Here is a 17,919-nt window from a genome sequence, read left to right on the forward strand (position 1 = left end):
CCGGCCCTTGGCGCGGGCGGTGGTACGGGCACGTTGTCGGCACCCGCCAGTAGGGTGTTGGCATGGCCGACCCTTCCAGCTACCGTCCCGCGCCGGGGCAGATTCCCGACTCCCCGGGGGTCTACCGATTCCGCGACGAGCACCGCCGGGTGATCTACGTCGGGAAGGCCAAGAGCCTGCGCCAGCGACTGGCCAGCTACTTCCAGGACCTCGCGGGACTGCATCCGCGTACCGCCACCATGGTGACCACGGCCGCCTCCGTCGAGTGGACCGTCGTCTCCACCGAGGTCGAGGCGCTCCAGCTCGAATACTCCTGGATCAAGGAGTACGACCCCCGGTTCAACGTCAAGTACCGGGACGACAAGAGCTACCCGTCCCTCGCCGTGACGATGAACGAGGAATACCCGAGGGTCCAGGTCATGCGCGGGCCCAAGAAGAAGGGCGTGCGGTACTTCGGGCCGTACGGGCACGCCTGGGCCATTCGCGAGACCGTCGACCTCATGCTGCGGGTGTTCCCCGTGCGGACCTGCTCCGCCGGGGTGTTCAAGCGCTCCGCCCAGATCGGCCGCCCCTGCCTGCTCGGCTACATCGGCAAGTGCTCCGCGCCCTGCGTCGGCCGGGTCACCCCCGAGGAGCACCGCGAACTCGCCGGGGACTTCTGCGACTTCATGGCCGGGCGGACCGGTGCGTACCTGTCCCGCCTCGAAAAGCAGATGCACGAGGCCGCCGAGGAGATGGAATACGAGAAGGCCGCCCGGCTGCGCGACGACATGGGAGCGCTGCGCCGGGCCATGGAGAAGAACGCCGTCGTCTTCACCGACGCCACCGACGCCGACCTCATCGCCGTCGCCGAGGACGAGCTCGAAGCGGCCGTGCAGATCTTCCACGTCCGCGGCGGCCGCGTGCGCGGCCAGCGCGGCTGGGTCACCGACAAGGTCGAGGCCGTCGACACCGCCGGACTCGTCGAGCACGCCCTCCAGCAGCTCTACGGGGAGGAGAGCGGCGAGGCCGTGCCCAAGGAGGTGCTGGTTCCGGCGCTGCCCGAGGACGCGCCCGCGCTGGGCGAGTGGCTCGCCGGGCGGCGCGGGTCGAACGTCAGTCTGCGCATCCCGCAGCGGGGTGACAAGAAGGCCCTGATGGAGACCGTCCACCGCAACGCGCAGCAGTCCCTGGCCCTGCACAAGACCAAGCGCGCCAGCGACCTCACCACCCGCTCCCGGGCCCTGGAGGAGATCTCCGAGGCCCTCGGCCTGGACGGTGCGCCGCTGCGCATCGAGTGCTTCGACATCTCGCACCTCCAGGGCGACGACGTCGTGGCCTCGATGGTCGTCTTCGAGGACGGGCTGGCCAGGAAGAGCGAGTACAGGCGCTTCGCGATCAAATCGTTCGAGGGACAGGACGACGTCCGGTCCATGCACGAGGTGGTCGCGCGGCGCTTCCGCCGCTACCTCCAGGAGAAGCTGAAGACCGGCGAGTGGTCCCCGGAGGAAGGGGAGGAGGGGGAGAACCCCCTCGCCGAGGACGACGGGCGGCCCAAGCGCTTCGCGTACCCGCCGCAGCTCGTCGTGGTCGACGGCGGGCAGCCCCAGGTGGCCGCGGCGAAGCGGGCCCTGGACGAGCTCGGCATCGACGACGTGGCCGTCTGCGGTCTGGCGAAGCGGCTGGAGGAGGTCTGGCTGCCCGGAGAGGACGACCCGGTCGTGCTGCCCCGCACCAGTGAGGGGCTCTACCTGCTCCAGCGCGTCCGTGACGAAGCCCACCGGTTCGCGATCCAGTACCAGCGCAACAAGCGCGGGAAGCGGCTCAAGGCGGGCCCGCTCGACGAGGTGCCCGGTCTCGGCGAAAGCCGCAGGCAGGCCCTGGTCAAGCACTTCGGTTCGGTGAAAAAGCTGAGACAGGCGACAATCGACCAGATCTGCGAGGTCCCCGGCATAGGCCGTAAGACGGCCGAGACCGTGGCCGCGGCGCTCGCCCGGTCGGTTCCCGCCGGTCCTGCCGTCAACACGGCGACAGGAGAGATCATTGAGGATGAGACCCCGCCCCCGCGGGTGGGGGCACCTCCCGGCGGCAGCCGGGGGACATCGTCCGAACGGGGGACCGAGCAATGACCGAGCGCGAGACCGACCAGACGAGCGGCGAGAGCGCCGAGCAGATGACCGACCGCACGACCGAGCACGACCGAGACGGAGCACAGGTGAGTACGGGCACGACAGTGGAGCCCGGAGATACCGCCGAGGCGGCCATCCCCGAGCTGGTGATCATCTCCGGCATGTCCGGGGCCGGCCGCAGTACCGCGGCCAAGTGTCTGGAGGACCTCGGCTGGTTCGTCGTCGACAACCTCCCGCCCGCGCTGATCCCCACCATGGTGGAGCTGGGCGCCCGCTCGCAGGGCAACGTGGCGCGCATCGCCGTCGTCGTCGACGTCCGCGGCCGCCAGTTCTTCGACGCGCTGCGCGAGTCCCTCTCGGACCTCGACAGCAAGGGCGTCACCCGGCGCATCGTCTTCCTGGAGTCCTCCGACGACGCGCTGGTCCGCCGCTTCGAGTCGGTCCGCCGCCCGCACCCCCTCCAGGGCGACGGCCGCATCACCGACGGCATCGCCGCCGAGCGCGACCTGCTGCGCGAGCTGCGCGGCGACGCCGACCTGGTCATCGACACCTCCAGCCTGAACGTGCACGAGCTGCGCGCGAAGATGGACGCCCAGTTCGCGGGCGACGAGGAGCCCGAGCTGCGGGCGACCGTCATGTCCTTCGGCTACAAGTACGGCCTCCCCGTCGACGCCGACCTCGTCGTCGACTGCCGCTTCATCCCGAACCCGCACTGGGTGCCCGAGCTGCGCCCCTTCACCGGCCTCAACCCGGAGGTGTCGGGCTACGTCTTCAGCCAGCCCGGCGCCAAGGAGTTCCTCGACCGCTACACCGAGCTGCTCCAGCTCATCGCCACCGGCTACCGCCGCGAGGGCAAGCGGTACGTGACCATCGCGGTCGGCTGCACCGGCGGCAAGCACCGCAGCGTGGCCATGTCCGAGAAGCTCGCTGCCCGCCTCGCCTCCGAGGGAGTCGAGACCGTCGTAGTCCACCGGGACATGGGGCGCGAGTGACCGGACGGACCCTGCGGCTGCGCCGTCTGCGCCGCCTCACCTCGGGGCGGGACGAGGACGGCGCGGCCCGCACCGGGATGCGCCGCGGCGCGGCTCCCAAGGTGGTCGCACCCAAGGTCGTCGCCCTCGGCGGCGGCATGGGCCTGTCGGCCTCCCTGGCGGCCCTGCGCCGGATCACCGGCGAGCTCACCGCCGTCGTCACCGTCGCCGACGACGGCGGCTCCAGCGGCCGGCTCCGCGAGGAGCTCGGCGTGCTGCCGCCCGGCGACCTGCGCAAGGCACTGGCCGCGCTGTGCGGCGACGACGACTGGGGCCAGACCTGGGCCCGCGTCATCCAGCACCGCTTCCAGTCCGAGGGCGACCTGCACGGGCACGCGGTCGGCAACCTGCTGATCGTCGCGCTGTGGGAGCAGCTCGGCGACCCCGTCCAGGCGCTCGACCTGGTCGGGAAGCTGCTGGGGGCGCAGGGCCGGGTGCTGCCGATGTCGGCGGTGCCGCTGGAGCTCCAGGCGCTGGTCCGCGGCCACGACCCGGCCCGCCCGGGCGAGGTCGACACCGTCCGGGGGCAGGCCACGGTGGCCACCACCCCCGGCGAGGTGCTCTCCGTACAGGTCGTGCCCGGGGATCCGCCGGCCGTGCCGGAGGCCGTCGCGGCGGTCCTGGACGCGGACTGGGTGGTCCTCGGCCCCGGGTCGTGGTTCTCGTCCGTGATTCCGCACCTGCTGGTGCCGGAACTGCTCGACGCGCTGATCCAGACCAAGGCCCGCAGGGTCCTCTCGCTGAACCTCGCGCCGCAGCCCGGCGAAACAGAGGGCTTCTCTCCGCAGCGTCATTTGGAGGTTTTGGCCCGACACGCCCCTAAACTCGCCCTGGACGTGGTGCTGGCCGACGAGGCCGCCGTGCCCGACCGCGAGTCCCTCGCCGATGCCGCAAAACGGTTCGGTGCCGCGGTCGAGCTGGCGCCGGTGGCCAGGGAAGACGGCTCTCCGAAGCACGACCCGGAGCTGCTCGCCGCCGCGTACGACCGTATTTTTCGGATGCATGGAAGGATCGGCCCATGGCGATGACGCCAGCGGTGAAGGATGAGATCTCCCGGCTCCCCGTCACCCGGACCTGCTGCAGGAAGGCGGAGGTCTCGGCGATTCTTCGGTTCGCGGGCGGGCTGCACCTGGTGAGCGGGCGGATCGTCATCGAGGCGGAGCTGGACACCGGGATCGCTGCCCGGCGCCTGCGCAAGGACATCCTGGAGATCTTCGGCCATTCCTCGGACCTGGTCGTCATGGCCCCCGGCGGACTGCGCCGCGGCAGCCGGTACGTCGTCCGGGTCGTGGCCGGCGGTGACCAGCTGGCACGCCAGACGGGCCTCGTGGACGGCCGCGGCCGCCCCATCCGGGGGCTCCCCCCGCAGGTGGTCTCCGGGGCCACCTGTGACGCGGAGGCGGCCTGGCGCGGCGCCTTCCTGGCCCACGGCTCGCTCACCGAGCCGGGCCGGTCCTCCTCCCTGGAGGTGACCTGCCCCGGTCCGGAGGCCGCCCTGGCCCTGGTGGGCGCCGCCCGCAGGCTCTCCATCGCCGCCAAGGCGCGCGAGGTGCGCGGGGTGGACCGGGTCGTGGTCCGCGACGGCGACGCGATCGGCGCCCTGCTGACCCGTCTCGGCGCGCACGAGTCGGTGCTGGCCTGGGAGGAGCGGCGGATGCGGCGCGAGGTGCGCGCCACCGCCAACCGCCTCGCCAACTTCGACGACGCCAACCTGCGCCGCTCGGCGCGGGCCGCGGTGGCCGCCGGTGCCCGGGTCCAGCGCGCGCTGGAGATCCTCGGCGAGGAGGTGCCCGAGCACCTCGCGGCCGCCGGCCGGCTGCGCATGGAGCACAAGCAGGCCTCCCTGGAGGAGCTGGGCGCGCTCGCCGACCCGCCGCTGACGAAGGACGCGGTCGCCGGCCGGATCCGCCGTCTGCTCGCGATGGCCGACAAGCGGGCGCAGGACCTGGGCATCCCGGGCACCGAGTCCAACCTGAGCGAGGACCTCGCCGACAACATGGCCGGCTAGCCGCCGGCCGGACCCGTCGCCCGGCCGCGCCGAGTCCCCCGTACGCCTCGCGCCGTACGTCTCAAAGGGGCCCGCACGTCACACGTGCGGGCCCCTTTGAGACACGCCCCATTGACATGGGCATCGCTTGATCGTGAGCCTGTCGTCCGAACGCTTTCGTGGCAGACGACGCCCAGGGGGGCACATGAGGCACCGCGCGAGATCGATCCTCGCCGCAAGCGCACTCGTCTTCGGAACCACACTGGCCGCCCTCCCGGCGGCCCACGCCCAGCCCGCCGCAGACGCCTCGCCCGGCGCGGACGAGGTTCGGGTCTACGACGCGGAGGTCACCAAGGAGCAGGTACCGCTGCTCCTCGCCGCGGGCCAGGACGCCCACGAGCTCAGCGAGCGCGCCCCGGAGACCGGGACCGCCAAGGTCGAGCTGTTCCTCACCGGCGCCCAGGCCAAGGAGCTCGCCGGCCAGGGCGTCAAGCTCGCCGAGCACAGGGTCCCGGCGAACGCGGCCCGTACCCAGACCGCCGGCGACGGGGTCTTCCGCCCGTACAGCGGCAAGGGCGGGCTCCAGGAGGAGATCCTCAAGACGGCCCAGGCCAACCCCGGGCTCGCCAAGGTGGTCTCCATCGGCAAGACCGTCCAGGGCAAGGACATCCTCGCCCTGAAGGTCACCAAGAACGCCCGCACCACCAAGGACGGCGGCAAGCCGTCCGTGCTCTACATGTCGAACCAGCACGCCCGTGAGTGGATCACCCCCGAGATGACCCGGCGGCTGATGCACCACACGCTCGACAACTACGGCAAGGACCAGCGGATCACCAAGCTGGTGGACTCCACCGAGCTGTGGTTCCTGCTCTCCGCCAACCCGGACGGGTACGACTACACGCACGCGCCGGACGGCGACCGGCTGTGGCGCAAGAACCTGCGCGACAACAACGGCGACGGAAAGATCACCACCGGCGACGGCGTCGACCTCAACCGGAACTTCGCCTACAAGTGGGGCTACGACAACGAGGGTTCCTCGCCGAACCAGTCGAGCGAGACCTATCGCGGAGCCAAGCCCGCCTCCGAGCCGGAGACCGTCGCCCTCGACAGGTTCGAGAAGCGCATCGGCTTCAAGTACGCCATCAACTACCACTCCGCCTCCGAGCTGCTGCTCTACGGAGTGGGCTGGCAGGTGGCCACCCCCACCCCCGACGACGTCGCCTACAAGGCGCTCGCCGGCACCCCGGAGAACTCCGCGATCCCGGGCTACTACCCGCAGATCTCCTCCGAGCTCTACACCACCAACGGCGAGGCCGACGGCCACGCCGCGAACGTCAACGGCGTCATGATGTTCACGCCGGAGATGACCACCTGCCAGACGGCGTCGGCGAGCGACCCCGATGACCGGTGGAAGCCCGAGGACTGCCGGTCCGGCTTCAACTTCCCGGACGACGAGAAGCTCATCCAGGCCGAGTTCGCGAAGAACGTCCCGTTCGCCCTCGCGGTCGGCGAGAGCGCCGCCCACCCGGACCAGCCGAAGTCCTCCGTGGGCCTGAGCGCCGCGGACTTCACCCCGGACCCCTTCACCACCTCCTACGCGGCCAAGGGCGAGGACCAGACGGTCTCCGTCACCGCCCGCAAGGCGCTGAAGGACAAGCAGCTCAAGTTCCGCATCAACGGCGGCCGCACGCACGACGACGGGCTCAAGGCCTGGAAGGGCGGCGACGTCTACGGCGGCGAGGACAACAACTGGTTCGACGAGTACCGGGCGAAGGTGGACGGCGCCAAGCCGGGAGACAAGGTCGAGGTCTGGTTCACCGGCCGCGACGGCTCCGGCAGGCAGGTCACCGGCGGGCACTTCACGTACACGGTGGCCGCGCGGCCCCGCGCCGACGTGCTGGTGATCGCCGAGGAGGGCGCCAAGGCCCAGCACGCGCAGGAGTACGTCGACGCCCTGCGCGCCAACGGCAAGTCCGCGGCGGTCTGGGACGTGGCCGCACAGGGCGCCCCGCACCACCTCGGGGTGCTCTCCCACTTCCGTACGGCCGTCCACTACACGGGCGCCAAGACCCCCGGCGGCGACACCCAGCTCGCCGTACGGGACTTCCTCAACGAGGGCGGCAAGCTGATCGAGGCCGGTGAGCTCGCGGGCGGCAACGCCCAGGTGGGCCGCGCCGTGACGGACGACTTCAGCCAGTACTACCTCGGTGCCTACAGCCGTACGAGCGCCGGCGGCCCGACCGGCTTCACCGGTGCGGGTGTCCTCGCCGGAGCCAAGGGCGGCCTGGGCGACGCGGCGGGCAACCCGCTGGGCGCCCCCGGCTCCTACGCGGTCACCTCCGACTCCCTGCCGGCGGCGCAGTTCCCGCAGTTCAAGAGCGCGCAGGCGGGCTCGTACGCCGGGGTCGTGAATCCGTACGCCCCCTACTCGGGAACGGGCATGGCCGCGGCCACCCACGCCGACGACGAATGGAAGCGGCTGACCCGCACCGTCGACCTGACCAAGGTCACCGCCGCCGACCGGCCGCAGCTGAAGATGGCCCTCAACTGGAACACCGAGCCGGGCTACGACAACGCGATCCTGGAGGCCCACACCACGGGCGCCGAGGACTGGACCACGCTGCCCGAGGCGGGCGGCCTGACCGCCGCCACCGTCCCGACGGAGTGCGGGGCCGGGTTCTACGTCAACGGGCATCCGTTCCTGAAGCACTATCTGACCGTCGACAGCACCGGCTGCGCCGCCAGCGGCACGAGCGGCCAGTGGAACAGCTTCACCGGGTCCTCCGACGGCTGGAAGCAGGTCGCCTTCGACCTGAGCGCGTACGCGGGCAAGACCGTCGAGGTCTCGCTCTCCTACGTCTCGGACGGCGGCTCCGGCGGCCGGGGCCTCTTCGCGGACGACGCGCGCGTCTCCGTCGGCGGAGCCGACCAGGCCGTGGAGGGGTTCGAGACCTCCCTGGGCGTCTGGACCGCCCAGGGAGCACCTGCCGGAAGCCCCGAGGTTCCGGGCGATTGGGCCCGGTCCGGCGAGCTGTTCAAGTCCTACGCCTCGGTGACTACGCGTAACACGGTGCTCCTCGGCTTCGGCCTCGAACACCTGCCGGCGGCGGCGGACCGAGCCGTACTCGTCGGTAAGGCGCTCAGGTCGCTGCACCGCTGATCATACGAGCCCCCTTCTCTCACTCTGAGTGACGGGGGCGGAAGTCCCCGGGGTCCCATTCCGAGCGCAGGGTACGGGCCCCGGGGCGGTCTCCCGTGGGGCGAGGGGAGTGTCAGGTCCCGGCCGATGTCACTCCAAAGCTCACGGAGAGGTAGGGTCGTAAGCGGTCGGGGACATCCCATACAGCTCGCCGGCGGGACAGGCCGGCGCACCAACGAGGAGATCGGTTCGTGACGATCCGCGTAGGCATCAATGGTTTTGGCCGAATTGGCCGCAACTACTTCCGGGCGCTCCTTGAGCAGGGAGCGGACATCGAGATCGTCGGTGTCAACGACCTGACTGACAACGCGACCCTGGTGCACCTGCTCAAGTACGACACCATCCTGGGCCGCCTCAAGGCCGAGGTCTCCCACACCGACGACACCATCACCGTCGGCGGCAACACCTTCAAGACGTTCGCCGAGCGCGACCCCGCGAACCTGCCCTGGGGCGAGCTCGGCGCGGACATCGTCATCGAGTCGACCGGCATCTTCACGAAGAAGGCCGATGCCGCCAAGCACATCGCCGCGGGCGCGAAGAAGGTCCTCATCTCGGCTCCGGCCAAGGACGAGGACATCACGATCGTGATGGGCGTCAACCAGGACAAGTACGACGCGGCCAACCACCACGTCATCTCCAACGCCTCCTGCACCACCAACTGCGTGGCGCCGATGGCCAAGGTTCTCGACGAGAACTTCGGCATCGTCAAGGGCATGATGACCACGGTCCACGCGTACACGAACGACCAGCGCATCCTGGACTTCCCGCACTCGGACCTGCGCCGCGCCCGCGCCGCCGCCGAGAACATCATCCCGACCTCGACGGGCGCCGCCAAGGCCACCGCTCTGGTCCTCCCGCAGCTCAAGGGCAAGCTGGACGGCATCGCCATGCGCGTCCCGGTCCCGACCGGCTCGGTCACCGACCTCGTCCTGGAGCTCTCCCGCGAGACCACCAAGGAAGAGATCAACGCCGCCTTCCAGAAGGCCGCCGAGGGCCAGCTCAAGGGCATTCTCGACTACACCGAGGACGCGATCGTCTCCTCCGACATCGTGAACTGGCCGGCTTCCTGCACCTTCGACTCCTCCCTGACCATGGTTCAGGACGGTACGCAGGTCAAGGTCGTCGGCTGGTACGACAACGAGTGGGGCTACTCCAACCGCCTCGTCGACCTGACCGTCTTCGTCGGCGGTCAGCTCTAAGTCTCAGGTAGCAGGGCCAGGCACCAAGATGTGAGGACAGGGTCCGGTCAGCGCGATGGAGCGCTGCACGGGCCCTGTCGTCTGCCTCCACCGATCGGCCCCGCACCGGCAGAACCCGTGTATGGGGATAAGGAGTAGAAACACATGAAGACGATCGACGAACTGCTCGCCGACGGCGTGACCGGCAAGCGGGTCTTCGTCCGCGCCGACCTCAACGTGCCGCTCTCGGGTGACACGATCACCGACGACGGCCGCATCCGCGCCGTGCAGCCGACCATCGCGAAGCTCGCCGAGGCCGGCGCCCGCGTGATCGTCGCCTCGCACCTGGGCCGCCCCAAGGGCGCCCCGGACCCGGCCTTCTCACTCGCTCCGGCCGCCAAGCGACTCGGTGAACTGCTCGGTGCGGACGTCGCGTTCGCCACCGACACCGTCGGCTCCTCCGCCCGGGAGACCGTCGCCGCCCTCGCCGACGGCCAGGTCGCCGTCATCGAGAACCTGCGCTTCAACGCCGGTGAGACCTCGAAGGACGACGCCGAGCGCGGCGCCTTCGCGGACCAGCTCGCCGAGCTCGCCGACGTCTACGTCGGCGACGGCTTCGGCGCCGTCCACCGCAAGCACGCCTCGGTCTTCGACCTGCCCGCGCGCCTCCCGCACGCGGCCGGCTACCTGATCGCCACCGAGGTCGGCGTCCTGAAGAAGCTGACCGCCGAGGTCAAGCGCCCGTACGTGGTCGTCCTCGGCGGCGCCAAGGTCTCCGACAAGCTCGCCGTCATCGACGAGCTGCTCGGCAAGGCCGACCGCATCCTCATCGGCGGCGGCATGGCGTACACCTTCCTCTACGCCAAGGGCCACGAGGTCGGCATCTCCCTGCTCCAGAAGGACCAGGTGGACGTCGTCAAGGAGTACATGGCGCGCGCCGAGAAGACCGGCGTCGAGCTGGTCCTCCCCGTCGACGTGCTCGTCTCCGCCGACTTCCCGGACTTGAAGACCAAGGCCCCGGCCGACTTCGAGACCGTCGACGCGGACAAGATCCCCGCCGACAAGGAGGGTCTGGACATCGGTCCGAAGACCCGTGAGCTGTACGCGTCGAAGATCGTCGACGCGGAGACCGTCTTCTGGAACGGTCCCGTGGGCGTCTTCGAGCACCCCGACTACGCCGGAGGCACCCGCGCCATCGCGCAGGCCCTCGTCGACAGCGACGCGTTCACCGTGGTCGGCGGCGGAGACTCCGCCGCGGCCGTGCGCACGCTCGGCTTCGACGAGAACGCTTTCGGTCACATCTCGACCGGTGGCGGCGCCTCCCTCGAATACCTTGAGGGCAAGACGCTCCCCGGCCTCGCCGCACTGGAGGTCTGAACCCGTATGACCACGCGTACCCCGCTGATGGCGGGCAACTGGAAGATGAACCTCAACCACCTTGAGGCCATCGCCCACGTCCAGAAGCTCGCCTTCGCGCTCGCCGACAAGGACTACGACGCCGTCGAGGTCGCGGTCCTGCCGCCCTTCGTCGACCTCCGCTCGGTCCAGACCCTGGTCGACGGCGACAAGCTGAAGATCAAGTACGGCGCCCAGGACATCTCGGCGCACGACTCCGGCGCCTACACCGGCGAGATCTCCGGCGCGATGCTCGCGAAGCTGAAGTGCACGTACGTGGCCGTCGGCCACAGCGAGCGCCGCCAGTACCACGGCGAGAGCGACGAGCTCTGCAACGCCAAGGTCAAGGCCGCCTACCAGAACGGGATCACCCCGATCCTCTGCGTCGGCGAGGGCCTGGACGTCCGCAAGGCCGGACAGCAGGTCCCGCACACCCTCGCCCAGGTCGACGGCGGCCTCAAGGACCTCCCGGCCGAGCAGGCCGAGTCCATCGTGATCGCGTACGAGCCCGTCTGGGCGATCGGCACCGGCGAGGTCGCCACCCCCGAGGACGCGCAGGAGGTCTGCGGGGCGATCCGCACCCGCCTCGCCGAGCTCTACTCGCAGGAGCTGGCCGACAAGGTCCGCATCCAGTACGGCGGCTCGGTCAAGTCCGGCAACATCGCGGCGATCATGGCGCAGCCCGACGTCGACGGCGCCCTGATCGGCGGCGCGGCGCTGGACGCGGACGAATTCGTGAAGATCGTCCGCTTCCGCGACCAGTGACCTGCGTGATCGTCGCAGTGAGTATGCGGTAGGACGGATCCGTCGTACCCTTGCGGGGGCCAGGAGGCTGAACCACCAGCCACTGGCCCCCGCGCACGTCAAGCAGAGCCGGACAGCCAGAAAAGCCAGAAAGTAGGAATCAGCCGTGATTATGGGGTTCTCGATCGCCCTGATCGTCTTCAGCGCCCTGCTGATGCTGCTCGTGCTGATGCACAAGGGCAAGGGCGGCGGCCTTTCCGACATGTTCGGCGGCGGCATGCAGTCCTCCGTCGGCGGCTCCTCGGTGGCGGAGCGCAACCTGGACCGCATCACCGTCGTGATCGGCCTGCTCTGGTTCGCCTGCATCATGGCGCTCGGGATTCTGCTGAAGTAGCGGAACCGACGGTTCTGGCCATTCCGCCGGACCGGTCGGCTCCACCCGGCCTATCATGAGGACGGCGTCCACGGCCTGGAGTGAGTAACTCCATGTGATGGACGTGCGTTGGGCCTTACGTAGACTGGGGCGCCCGCAGCGGAATCCACTCACGCTCCGCGGCACCATCACGCAGGGAGTTACGACCGTGGCAAGTGGCAACGCGATCCGTGGCAGTCGGGTCGGAGCGGGGCCGATGGGTGAGGCCGAGCGCGGCGAGTCCGCGCCCCGCCTGCGCATCTCCTTCTGGTGCTCGAACGGGCACGAGACGCAGCCGAGCTTCGCCAGCGACGCGCAGGTGCCGGACACCTGGGACTGCCCGCGCTGCGGGTTCCCGGCCGGCCAGGACCGGGACAACCCGCCCGCTCCGCCGCGCACCGAGCCCTACAAGACGCACCTGGCGTACGTGCGCGAGCGGCGGTCGGACGCCGACGGCGAGGCGATCCTCGCCGAGGCGCTCGCCAAGCTGCGCGGCGAGATCTGACGGACGCGAGAGTGACGGTGTGACATCGGGCCCGGCCCGCAGGAGTCTTCTCCTGCGGGCCGGGCCTTTTGCGTACCCCCGCGCCGAAGGCGCTGTCCGGCATACCCCCCTTCGATCCCTTAAGTTGGTGATCGGCGGGGCACGACAGGACGGAAGAAACGGGTTGATGTCCGAGATGAACGCAGACGGTCGGATGAGGCTCAACCGGATGCCCGAGTGGCACGCACTCGGCAAGCACCGCGAAGAGCTGGGGCAGACGCACCTGCGCGAGCTGTTCGCGGCGGATCCGAACCGGGGAACGGGCTACACCCTGCGGGTCGGGGACCTGTACATCGACTACTCGAAGCACCTGGTGACGGACGAGACGCTGGAGCTGCTGCGCGAGCTGGCGGCGGCGACGGGCGTGGCCGAGCTGCGCGAGGCGATGTTCCGCGGCGAGAAGATCAACACGACGGAGGACCGGGCGGTCCTGCACACCGCCCTGCGCGCGCCGCAGGACGCGGTGGTCGAGGTGGACGGCGAGAACGTCGTCCCCGAGGTGCACGCCGTGCTCGACAAGATGGCGGCCTTCTCCGGCCAGGTCCGGTCGGGGGAGTGGACCGGCTTCACCGGCAAGCGCATCAAGAACGTGGTCAACATCGGCATCGGCGGCTCCGACCTGGGCCCGGCGATGGCGTACGAGGCGCTGCGCGCCTTCACCGACCGCGGCCTGACCGTGCGGTTCGTGTCCAACGTGGACGGCGCCGACCTGCACGAGGCCGTACGGGGCCTGGACCCGGCCGAGACGCTGTTCATCATCGCCTCCAAGACCTTCACCACCATCGAGACCATCACCAACGCCGAGTCGGCGCGGGAGTGGCTGCTGGCGGGTCTGGGCGGTGACACGGCGGCCGTGGCACGGCACTTCGTGGCGCTGTCGACCAACGAGGAGAAGGTCACCGCGTTCGGCATCGATCCGGCCAACATGTTCGGGTTCTGGGACTGGGTCGGCGGGCGCTACTCCTTCGACTCCGCGATCGGGCTCTCGCTGATGATCGCGATCGGCCCGGACGCCTTCCGGGAGATGCTGGGCGGCTTCCGCACGGTGGACGAGCACTTCCGCACGGCTCCGCCGGAGCAGAACGTGCCGCTCCTGATGGGCCTGTTGGGGGTCTGGTACGGGGCGTTCTTCGACGCGCAGTCGCACGCGGTCCTCCCGTACAGCCACTACCTCTCCCGCTTCACCGCCTACCTCCAGCAGCTGGACATGGAGTCCAACGGCAAGTCCGTGGACCGGGACGGCAATCCGGTGGACTGGCAGACCGGTCCGGTGGTGTGGGGCACGCCCGGCACCAACGGGCAGCACGCGTACTACCAGTTGATCCACCAGGGCACGAAGGTGATCCCGGCGGACTTCATCGGCTTCGCCCGGCCGATCGGCGAGCTGGAGCCGAAGCTGGCCGGCCAGCACGACCTGCTGATGGCGAACTTCTTCGCGCAGACCCAGGCGCTGGCCTTCGGCAAGACCGCCGAGGAGGTCCGCGCGGAGGGCGTGGCGGAGCCGCTGGTCCCGCACAAGACCTTCAAGGGGAACCACCCGACCACGACGATCCTGGCGCAGGACCTCACCCCGGCGGTGCTGGGCCAGCTGATCGCGCTGTACGAGCACAAGGTGTTCGTCCAGGGCGCGGTGTGGAACATCGACTCCTTCGACCAGTGGGGCGTGGAGCTCGGCAAGGTCCTGGCGAAGCGGGTCGAGCCGGCGCTGACGGAGGGCGCGGACGTGCCGGGGCTGGACGCCTCGTCGAAGGCCCTCGTGACGGAGTACCGCAAGCTGCGCGGGCGCGGCTGACGGCACGGGGAGACAGCATGACGAAGGGCCCGCTCCCGATTCGGGGGCGGGCCCTTCGGCCGTACGGGGGTCAGGAGGCGGGCGGCGGGTACAGCCCGGCCGGGAGCTTCGCCGCGGCCGTGCGGTCCAGCAGCCACAGGGTGCGGGAGCGGCCGTACGCCTGCGCGGCGGGGGCCTGGACGCCGCCGGCGCCGCCGAGGGCGATGGCCACCGCTCCGGCCTTGTCCTCGCCCGCCGCGAGCAGCCAGACCTCGCGGGCCGCCCGGATGGCCGGGAGGGTCAGGGAGATCCGGGTGGGCGGGGGCTTGGGCGCCCCGTGCACGCCGACCACCGTGCGGTCGGTCTCGCGGGAGGCCGGGTGCTCGGGGAAGAGCGAGGCGATGTGGGTGTCGGGGCCGACGCCCAGCATCAGGACGTCGAAGGTGGGGACCGGACCGTGGTCCTCGGGCCCGGCGGCCTTGGCCAGCTCGGCCGCGTAGGCGGCGGCCGCGGCGTCCACGTCCGCCCCGTACGGGCCGTCGGAGGCGGGCATCGCGTGCACGCGGGCCGGGTCGACCGGGACGGAGTCCAGGAGGGCCTCACGGGCCTGGGTGTGGTTGCGCTCGGGGTCGTCGGCGGGGACGTAGCGCTCGTCGCCCCACCAGAGGTCGATCCGCGACCAGTCGACGGCGTCCCGGGCCGGGGCCGCGGCCAGCGCGGCCAGGAGGCCGTTGCCGTTGCGGCCGCCGGTGAGGACGACGGAGGCGCTGCCGCGGGCGGCCTGCGCGTCGACGATCTTGGTGATGAGCCGGGCCGCTGCGGCCTGGGCCATCAGCTCCTTGTCCCGGTGGACGACGACCTGGGGAGTCGTCATGCCCATGGCTGCCGCCTTGTCGGTTGTGGGTTTGCCGGGGCCGCGCCCCGGATCCCGTGACCGGGATCCGGGGCGCGGCCCGGGGTGCGCTACTTGGCCGAGGCCTTCTTGGCCGGCTTCGCCGCCGGCTTCGCGGGCGCGGAGTCGGCCTTGGGGCCGGTCACCGTCTCCGGGGAGTCCGTCGGCGCGGCCTTGGCCTTGGCCGGAGCGGGGGCAGGAGCCTCCGCGGCCAGCTTGGCCACGCCGAACTTCAGCGCGGCCTCGAAGGTGTTGTCCGGGTCCAGCCGGCGCAGCTCCTCCGCCAGGAGCTCGGCCGTGTCACGGCGCTTGAGCGCCACGGCACGGTCGGGCTGCCCCGGCATGCACAGCGTCGCCAGCGAGCCGTCCGCCCGGTCCAGGACGATGTCCCCGTCCTTGGTCTCCAGCCGGACCGAGGTCAGGCCGGGACCGGCCGAGGCCGTGCGCCGGACGGGAACCTGGAGGCGGTCCGCCAGCCACATGGCCAGCAGCTCGCAGCTCGGGTTCTCGTCCTCGCCCTCGACGACCACCGAGGAGACCTTGACGGCCTGCTGGTCCAGCGCGGCCGCCAGCATCGAACGCCACGGCGTGATCCGGGTCCAGGACAGGTCCGTGTCACCCGGGGCGTAGGCCGCGGCCCGCTGCCCGAGCGCCTGCTGCGGGTTCTCGCAGGCGTACGTGTCCGAGATCCGGCGCTGTCCGAGCGCACCCAGCGGGTCGCCCGCCAGGTCCGACGGGGCACCGTCCGGCCACCAGACCACGACGGGCGCGTCCGGCAGGAGGAGCGGGAGAACCACCGACTGGGCGTGGTTGACCAGTTCACCGTGGAGGCGGAGCACCACCGTCTCGCCGGTGCCGGCGTCCGCCCCGACGCGGACTTCCGCGTCGAGACGGGCGTCGCGGCGGCTGCGAGCCGAGCGGCTGACCCGCTTGATGACGACGACGATCCGCGAAGGGTGTTCGTGGGACGCGTCGTTCGCCGACTTGAGCGCGTCGTACGCGTTCTCCTCGTCGGTCACGATCACCAGCGTGAGGACCATGCCGATGGCCGGCGTGCCGATGTCCCGGCGCGCCTGCACCAACGCGGCGTTGATCTTGCTGGAGGTGGTCTCCGTGAGGTCGATCTTCATGGCCGGCGCCAGCTCCGTCCGTCTCGTGCGAGCATCTCGTCCGCCTCGACCGGACCCCAGGTGCCCGCCGGGTACTGCGCGGGCTTGCCGTGCTTGTCCCAGTACTCCTCGATCGGGTCGAGGATGTTCCAGGACAGCTCGACCTCCTGGTGGCGCGGGAAGAGGTTCGCGTCACCCAGAAGGACGTCGAGGATCAGCCGCTCGTACGCCTCGGGGCTCGACTCCGTGAAGGACTCGCCGTACGCGAAGTCCATCGTGACGTCCCGGACCTCCATGGAGGTGCCCGGGACCTTGGAGCCGAAGCGCACCGTGATGCCCTCGTCCGGCTGGACCCGGATGACCAGGGCGTTCTGCCCCAGCTCCTCGGTCGCGCCCGACTCGAACGGCAGGTACGGGGCCCGCTTGAAGACGACCGCGATCTCGGTCACCCGGCGGCCCAGGCGCTTGCCCGTCCGCAGGTAGAACGGGACGCCCGCCCAGCGGCGGTTGTTGATCTCCAGGCGGATGGCCGCGTAGGTGTCGGTCTTCGACTTGGGGTCGATGCCGTCCTCTTCGAGGTACCCGACGACCTTCTCGCCACCCTGCCACGCCGCCGAGTACTGGCCGCGCACGGTGTGCTTGCCCAGGTCCTCGGGGAGCTCGACGGCCGTGAGGACCTTGAGCTTCTCCGCCACCAGCGCCTTGGGGTGGAAGGAGCCGGGCTCCTCCATCGCCGTCAGCGCGAGCAGCTGGAGCAGGTGGTTCTGGATGACGTCACGGGCCGCGCCGATGCCGTCGTAGTACCCGGCCCGGCCGCCGATGCCGATGTCCTCGGCCATGGTGATCTGCACGTGGTCGACGTACGACCGGTTCCAGATCGGCTCGAACATCGTGTTGGCGAAGCGGAGCGCCAGGATGTTCTGGACGGTCTCCTTGCCGAGGTAGTGGTCGATCCGGAAGACCTCGTCCCGCGGGAAGACCTCGTGCACGACCTTGTTGAGCTCCTCGGCGCTCTTCAGGTCGTGCCCGAAGGGCTTCTCGATGACGGCACGCCGCCAGGAGCCCTCCTTCTGCGCCAGCCCGTGGTTCTTGAGCTGCTGGACCACCTTCGGGAAAAACTTCGGAGGCACCGACAGGTAGAAGGCGAAGTTGCCGCCCGTGCCCTGTGCCTTGTCCAGGTCGTCGATCGTGGACTTGAGGGTCTCGAAGGCCGCGTCGTCGTCGAAATCGCCCTGCACGAAGCGGCAGCCCTGCACCAGCTGCTGCCAGACCTCCTCCCGGAAGGGGGTGCGCGAGTGCTGTTTGACGGCCTCGTACACCTCCTGGGCGAAGTCCTCGTGCTCCCATTCGCGGCGGGCGAAGCCGATCAGCGAGAAGCCCGGCGGCAGCAGCCCCCGGTTCGCCAGGTCGTAGATGGCGGGCATCAGCTTCTTGCGCGACAGGTCACCCGTAACGCCGAAAATGACCAGGCCGGACGGCCCCGCGATGCGCGGGAGCCGCCGGTCCTGTGCGTCACGAAGCGGGTTCGCTCCGTTCACAGACAAAGTGT

The 17,919-nt window shown here is 70.5% G+C and carries 14 protein-coding genes; 11 read left to right on the plus strand and 3 right to left on the minus strand.

Annotated elements, in window-relative coordinates; genetic code table 11:
• Positions 1-62: 62 nt before the first annotated feature.
• From uvrC to pgi, 11 genes are all read left to right on the plus strand, one after another.
• Positions 63-2,108 carry an excinuclease ABC subunit UvrC gene (gene uvrC, locus ACFYXV_RS27565; protein ID WP_389384297.1) on the plus strand — a complete coding sequence of 682 codons (2,046 nt, stop codon included), beginning with the start codon at positions 63-65 and terminating at the stop codon, positions 2,106-2,108.
• Positions 2,105-3,100, plus strand: coding sequence for an RNase adapter RapZ (gene rapZ, locus ACFYXV_RS27570; protein ID WP_385467544.1), 996 nt, complete (start codon positions 2,105-2,107; stop codon positions 3,098-3,100). Before uvrC ends, rapZ begins: the two co-directional genes overlap by 4 nt.
• Entirely contained in the window at positions 3,097-4,167 is a 1,071-nt protein-coding gene (yvcK, locus tag ACFYXV_RS27575; protein WP_389384298.1) for a uridine diphosphate-N-acetylglucosamine-binding protein YvcK, read from the plus strand. The genes rapZ and yvcK overlap by 4 nt, the downstream gene beginning before the upstream one ends.
• A complete protein-coding gene (gene whiA / locus ACFYXV_RS27580) occupies positions 4,158-5,147 on the plus strand; it encodes a DNA-binding protein WhiA (RefSeq protein WP_030160342.1) in 990 nt (329 codons plus the stop codon). Before yvcK ends, whiA begins: the two co-directional genes overlap by 10 nt.
• A gap of 184 nt (positions 5,148-5,331) precedes the next feature.
• Complete coding sequence (locus ACFYXV_RS27585; protein WP_389384299.1) at positions 5,332-8,286, plus strand: M14 family zinc carboxypeptidase; 2,955 nt, start codon at positions 5,332-5,334, stop codon at positions 8,284-8,286.
• A 230-nt stretch (positions 8,287-8,516) separates the two neighbouring features.
• The gene (gap, locus tag ACFYXV_RS27590) at positions 8,517-9,524 is read left to right on the plus strand and encodes a type I glyceraldehyde-3-phosphate dehydrogenase (RefSeq protein WP_030160344.1); all 1,008 of its coding nucleotides are present in this window, start codon (positions 8,517-8,519) and stop codon (positions 9,522-9,524) included.
• 144 nt (positions 9,525-9,668) lie between these two features.
• Positions 9,669-10,880, plus strand: a complete 1,212-nt coding sequence (locus ACFYXV_RS27595) for a phosphoglycerate kinase (protein WP_385467551.1) — start codon at positions 9,669-9,671, stop codon at positions 10,878-10,880.
• 6 nt (positions 10,881-10,886) lie between these two features.
• Positions 10,887-11,663, plus strand: coding sequence for a triose-phosphate isomerase (tpiA, locus tag ACFYXV_RS27600; protein WP_383347145.1), 777 nt, complete (start codon positions 10,887-10,889; stop codon positions 11,661-11,663).
• 151 nt (positions 11,664-11,814) lie between these two features.
• Positions 11,815-12,036: a preprotein translocase subunit SecG gene (gene secG / locus ACFYXV_RS27605; protein WP_030858951.1), complete on the plus strand. Its 222-nt coding sequence runs from the start codon at positions 11,815-11,817 to the stop codon at positions 12,034-12,036.
• Positions 12,037-12,223: 187 nt separating this feature from the next.
• Complete coding sequence (locus ACFYXV_RS27610; RefSeq protein ID WP_010352468.1) at positions 12,224-12,559, plus strand: RNA polymerase-binding protein RbpA; 336 nt, start codon at positions 12,224-12,226, stop codon at positions 12,557-12,559.
• A gap of 175 nt (positions 12,560-12,734) precedes the next feature.
• Entirely contained in the window at positions 12,735-14,390 is a 1,656-nt protein-coding gene (gene pgi, locus ACFYXV_RS27615) for a glucose-6-phosphate isomerase (RefSeq protein WP_389384300.1), read from the plus strand.
• Between the two features lie 70 nt (positions 14,391-14,460).
• Here pgi and pgl read toward each other — a convergent pair whose 3' ends face one another.
• From pgl to zwf, 3 genes are all read right to left on the minus strand, one after another.
• Entirely contained in the window at positions 14,461-15,243 is a 783-nt protein-coding gene (gene pgl, locus ACFYXV_RS27620) for a 6-phosphogluconolactonase (RefSeq protein ID WP_383347139.1), read from the minus strand.
• Positions 15,244-15,332: 89 nt separating this feature from the next.
• Positions 15,333-16,391, minus strand: coding sequence for a glucose-6-phosphate dehydrogenase assembly protein OpcA (gene opcA, locus ACFYXV_RS27625; RefSeq protein WP_385467560.1), 1,059 nt, complete (start codon positions 16,389-16,391; stop codon positions 15,333-15,335).
• Entirely contained in the window at positions 16,388-17,914 is a 1,527-nt protein-coding gene (zwf, locus tag ACFYXV_RS27630) for a glucose-6-phosphate dehydrogenase (protein ID WP_373312979.1), read from the minus strand. Before zwf ends, opcA begins: the two co-directional genes overlap by 4 nt.
• Positions 17,915-17,919 lie beyond the last annotated feature (5 nt).

Origin of the sequence: Streptomyces sp. NPDC002181, assembly GCF_042890485.1 — a bacterium.
Taxonomy (GTDB): domain Bacteria; phylum Actinomycetota; class Actinomycetes; order Streptomycetales; family Streptomycetaceae; genus Streptomyces.

Excerpts from the sequence above, each read along its gene's own strand:
- secG (WP_030858951.1), top strand. The coding sequence starts at position 11,815 with ATGGGGTTCTCGATCGCCCTGATCGTCTTCAGCGCCCTGCTGATGCTG.
- ACFYXV_RS27585 (WP_389384299.1), top strand. The coding sequence starts at position 5,332 with ATGAGGCACCGCGCGAGATCGATCCTCGCCGCAAGCGCACTCGTCTTC.
- uvrC (WP_389384297.1), top strand. The coding sequence starts at position 63 with ATGGCCGACCCTTCCAGCTACCGTCCCGCGCCGGGGCAGATTCCCGAC.
- ACFYXV_RS27595 (WP_385467551.1), top strand. The coding sequence starts at position 9,669 with ATGAAGACGATCGACGAACTGCTCGCCGACGGCGTGACCGGCAAGCGG.
- opcA (WP_385467560.1), bottom strand. The coding sequence starts at position 16,391 with ATGAAGATCGACCTCACGGAGACCACCTCCAGCAAGATCAACGCCGCG.
- pgl (WP_383347139.1), bottom strand. The coding sequence starts at position 15,243 with ATGACGACTCCCCAGGTCGTCGTCCACCGGGACAAGGAGCTGATGGCC.
- whiA (WP_030160342.1), top strand. The coding sequence starts at position 4,158 with ATGGCGATGACGCCAGCGGTGAAGGATGAGATCTCCCGGCTCCCCGTC.
- rapZ (WP_385467544.1), top strand. The coding sequence starts at position 2,105 with ATGACCGAGCGCGAGACCGACCAGACGAGCGGCGAGAGCGCCGAGCAG.
- pgi (WP_389384300.1), top strand. The coding sequence starts at position 12,735 with ATGAACGCAGACGGTCGGATGAGGCTCAACCGGATGCCCGAGTGGCAC.
- tpiA (WP_383347145.1), top strand. The coding sequence starts at position 10,887 with ATGACCACGCGTACCCCGCTGATGGCGGGCAACTGGAAGATGAACCTC.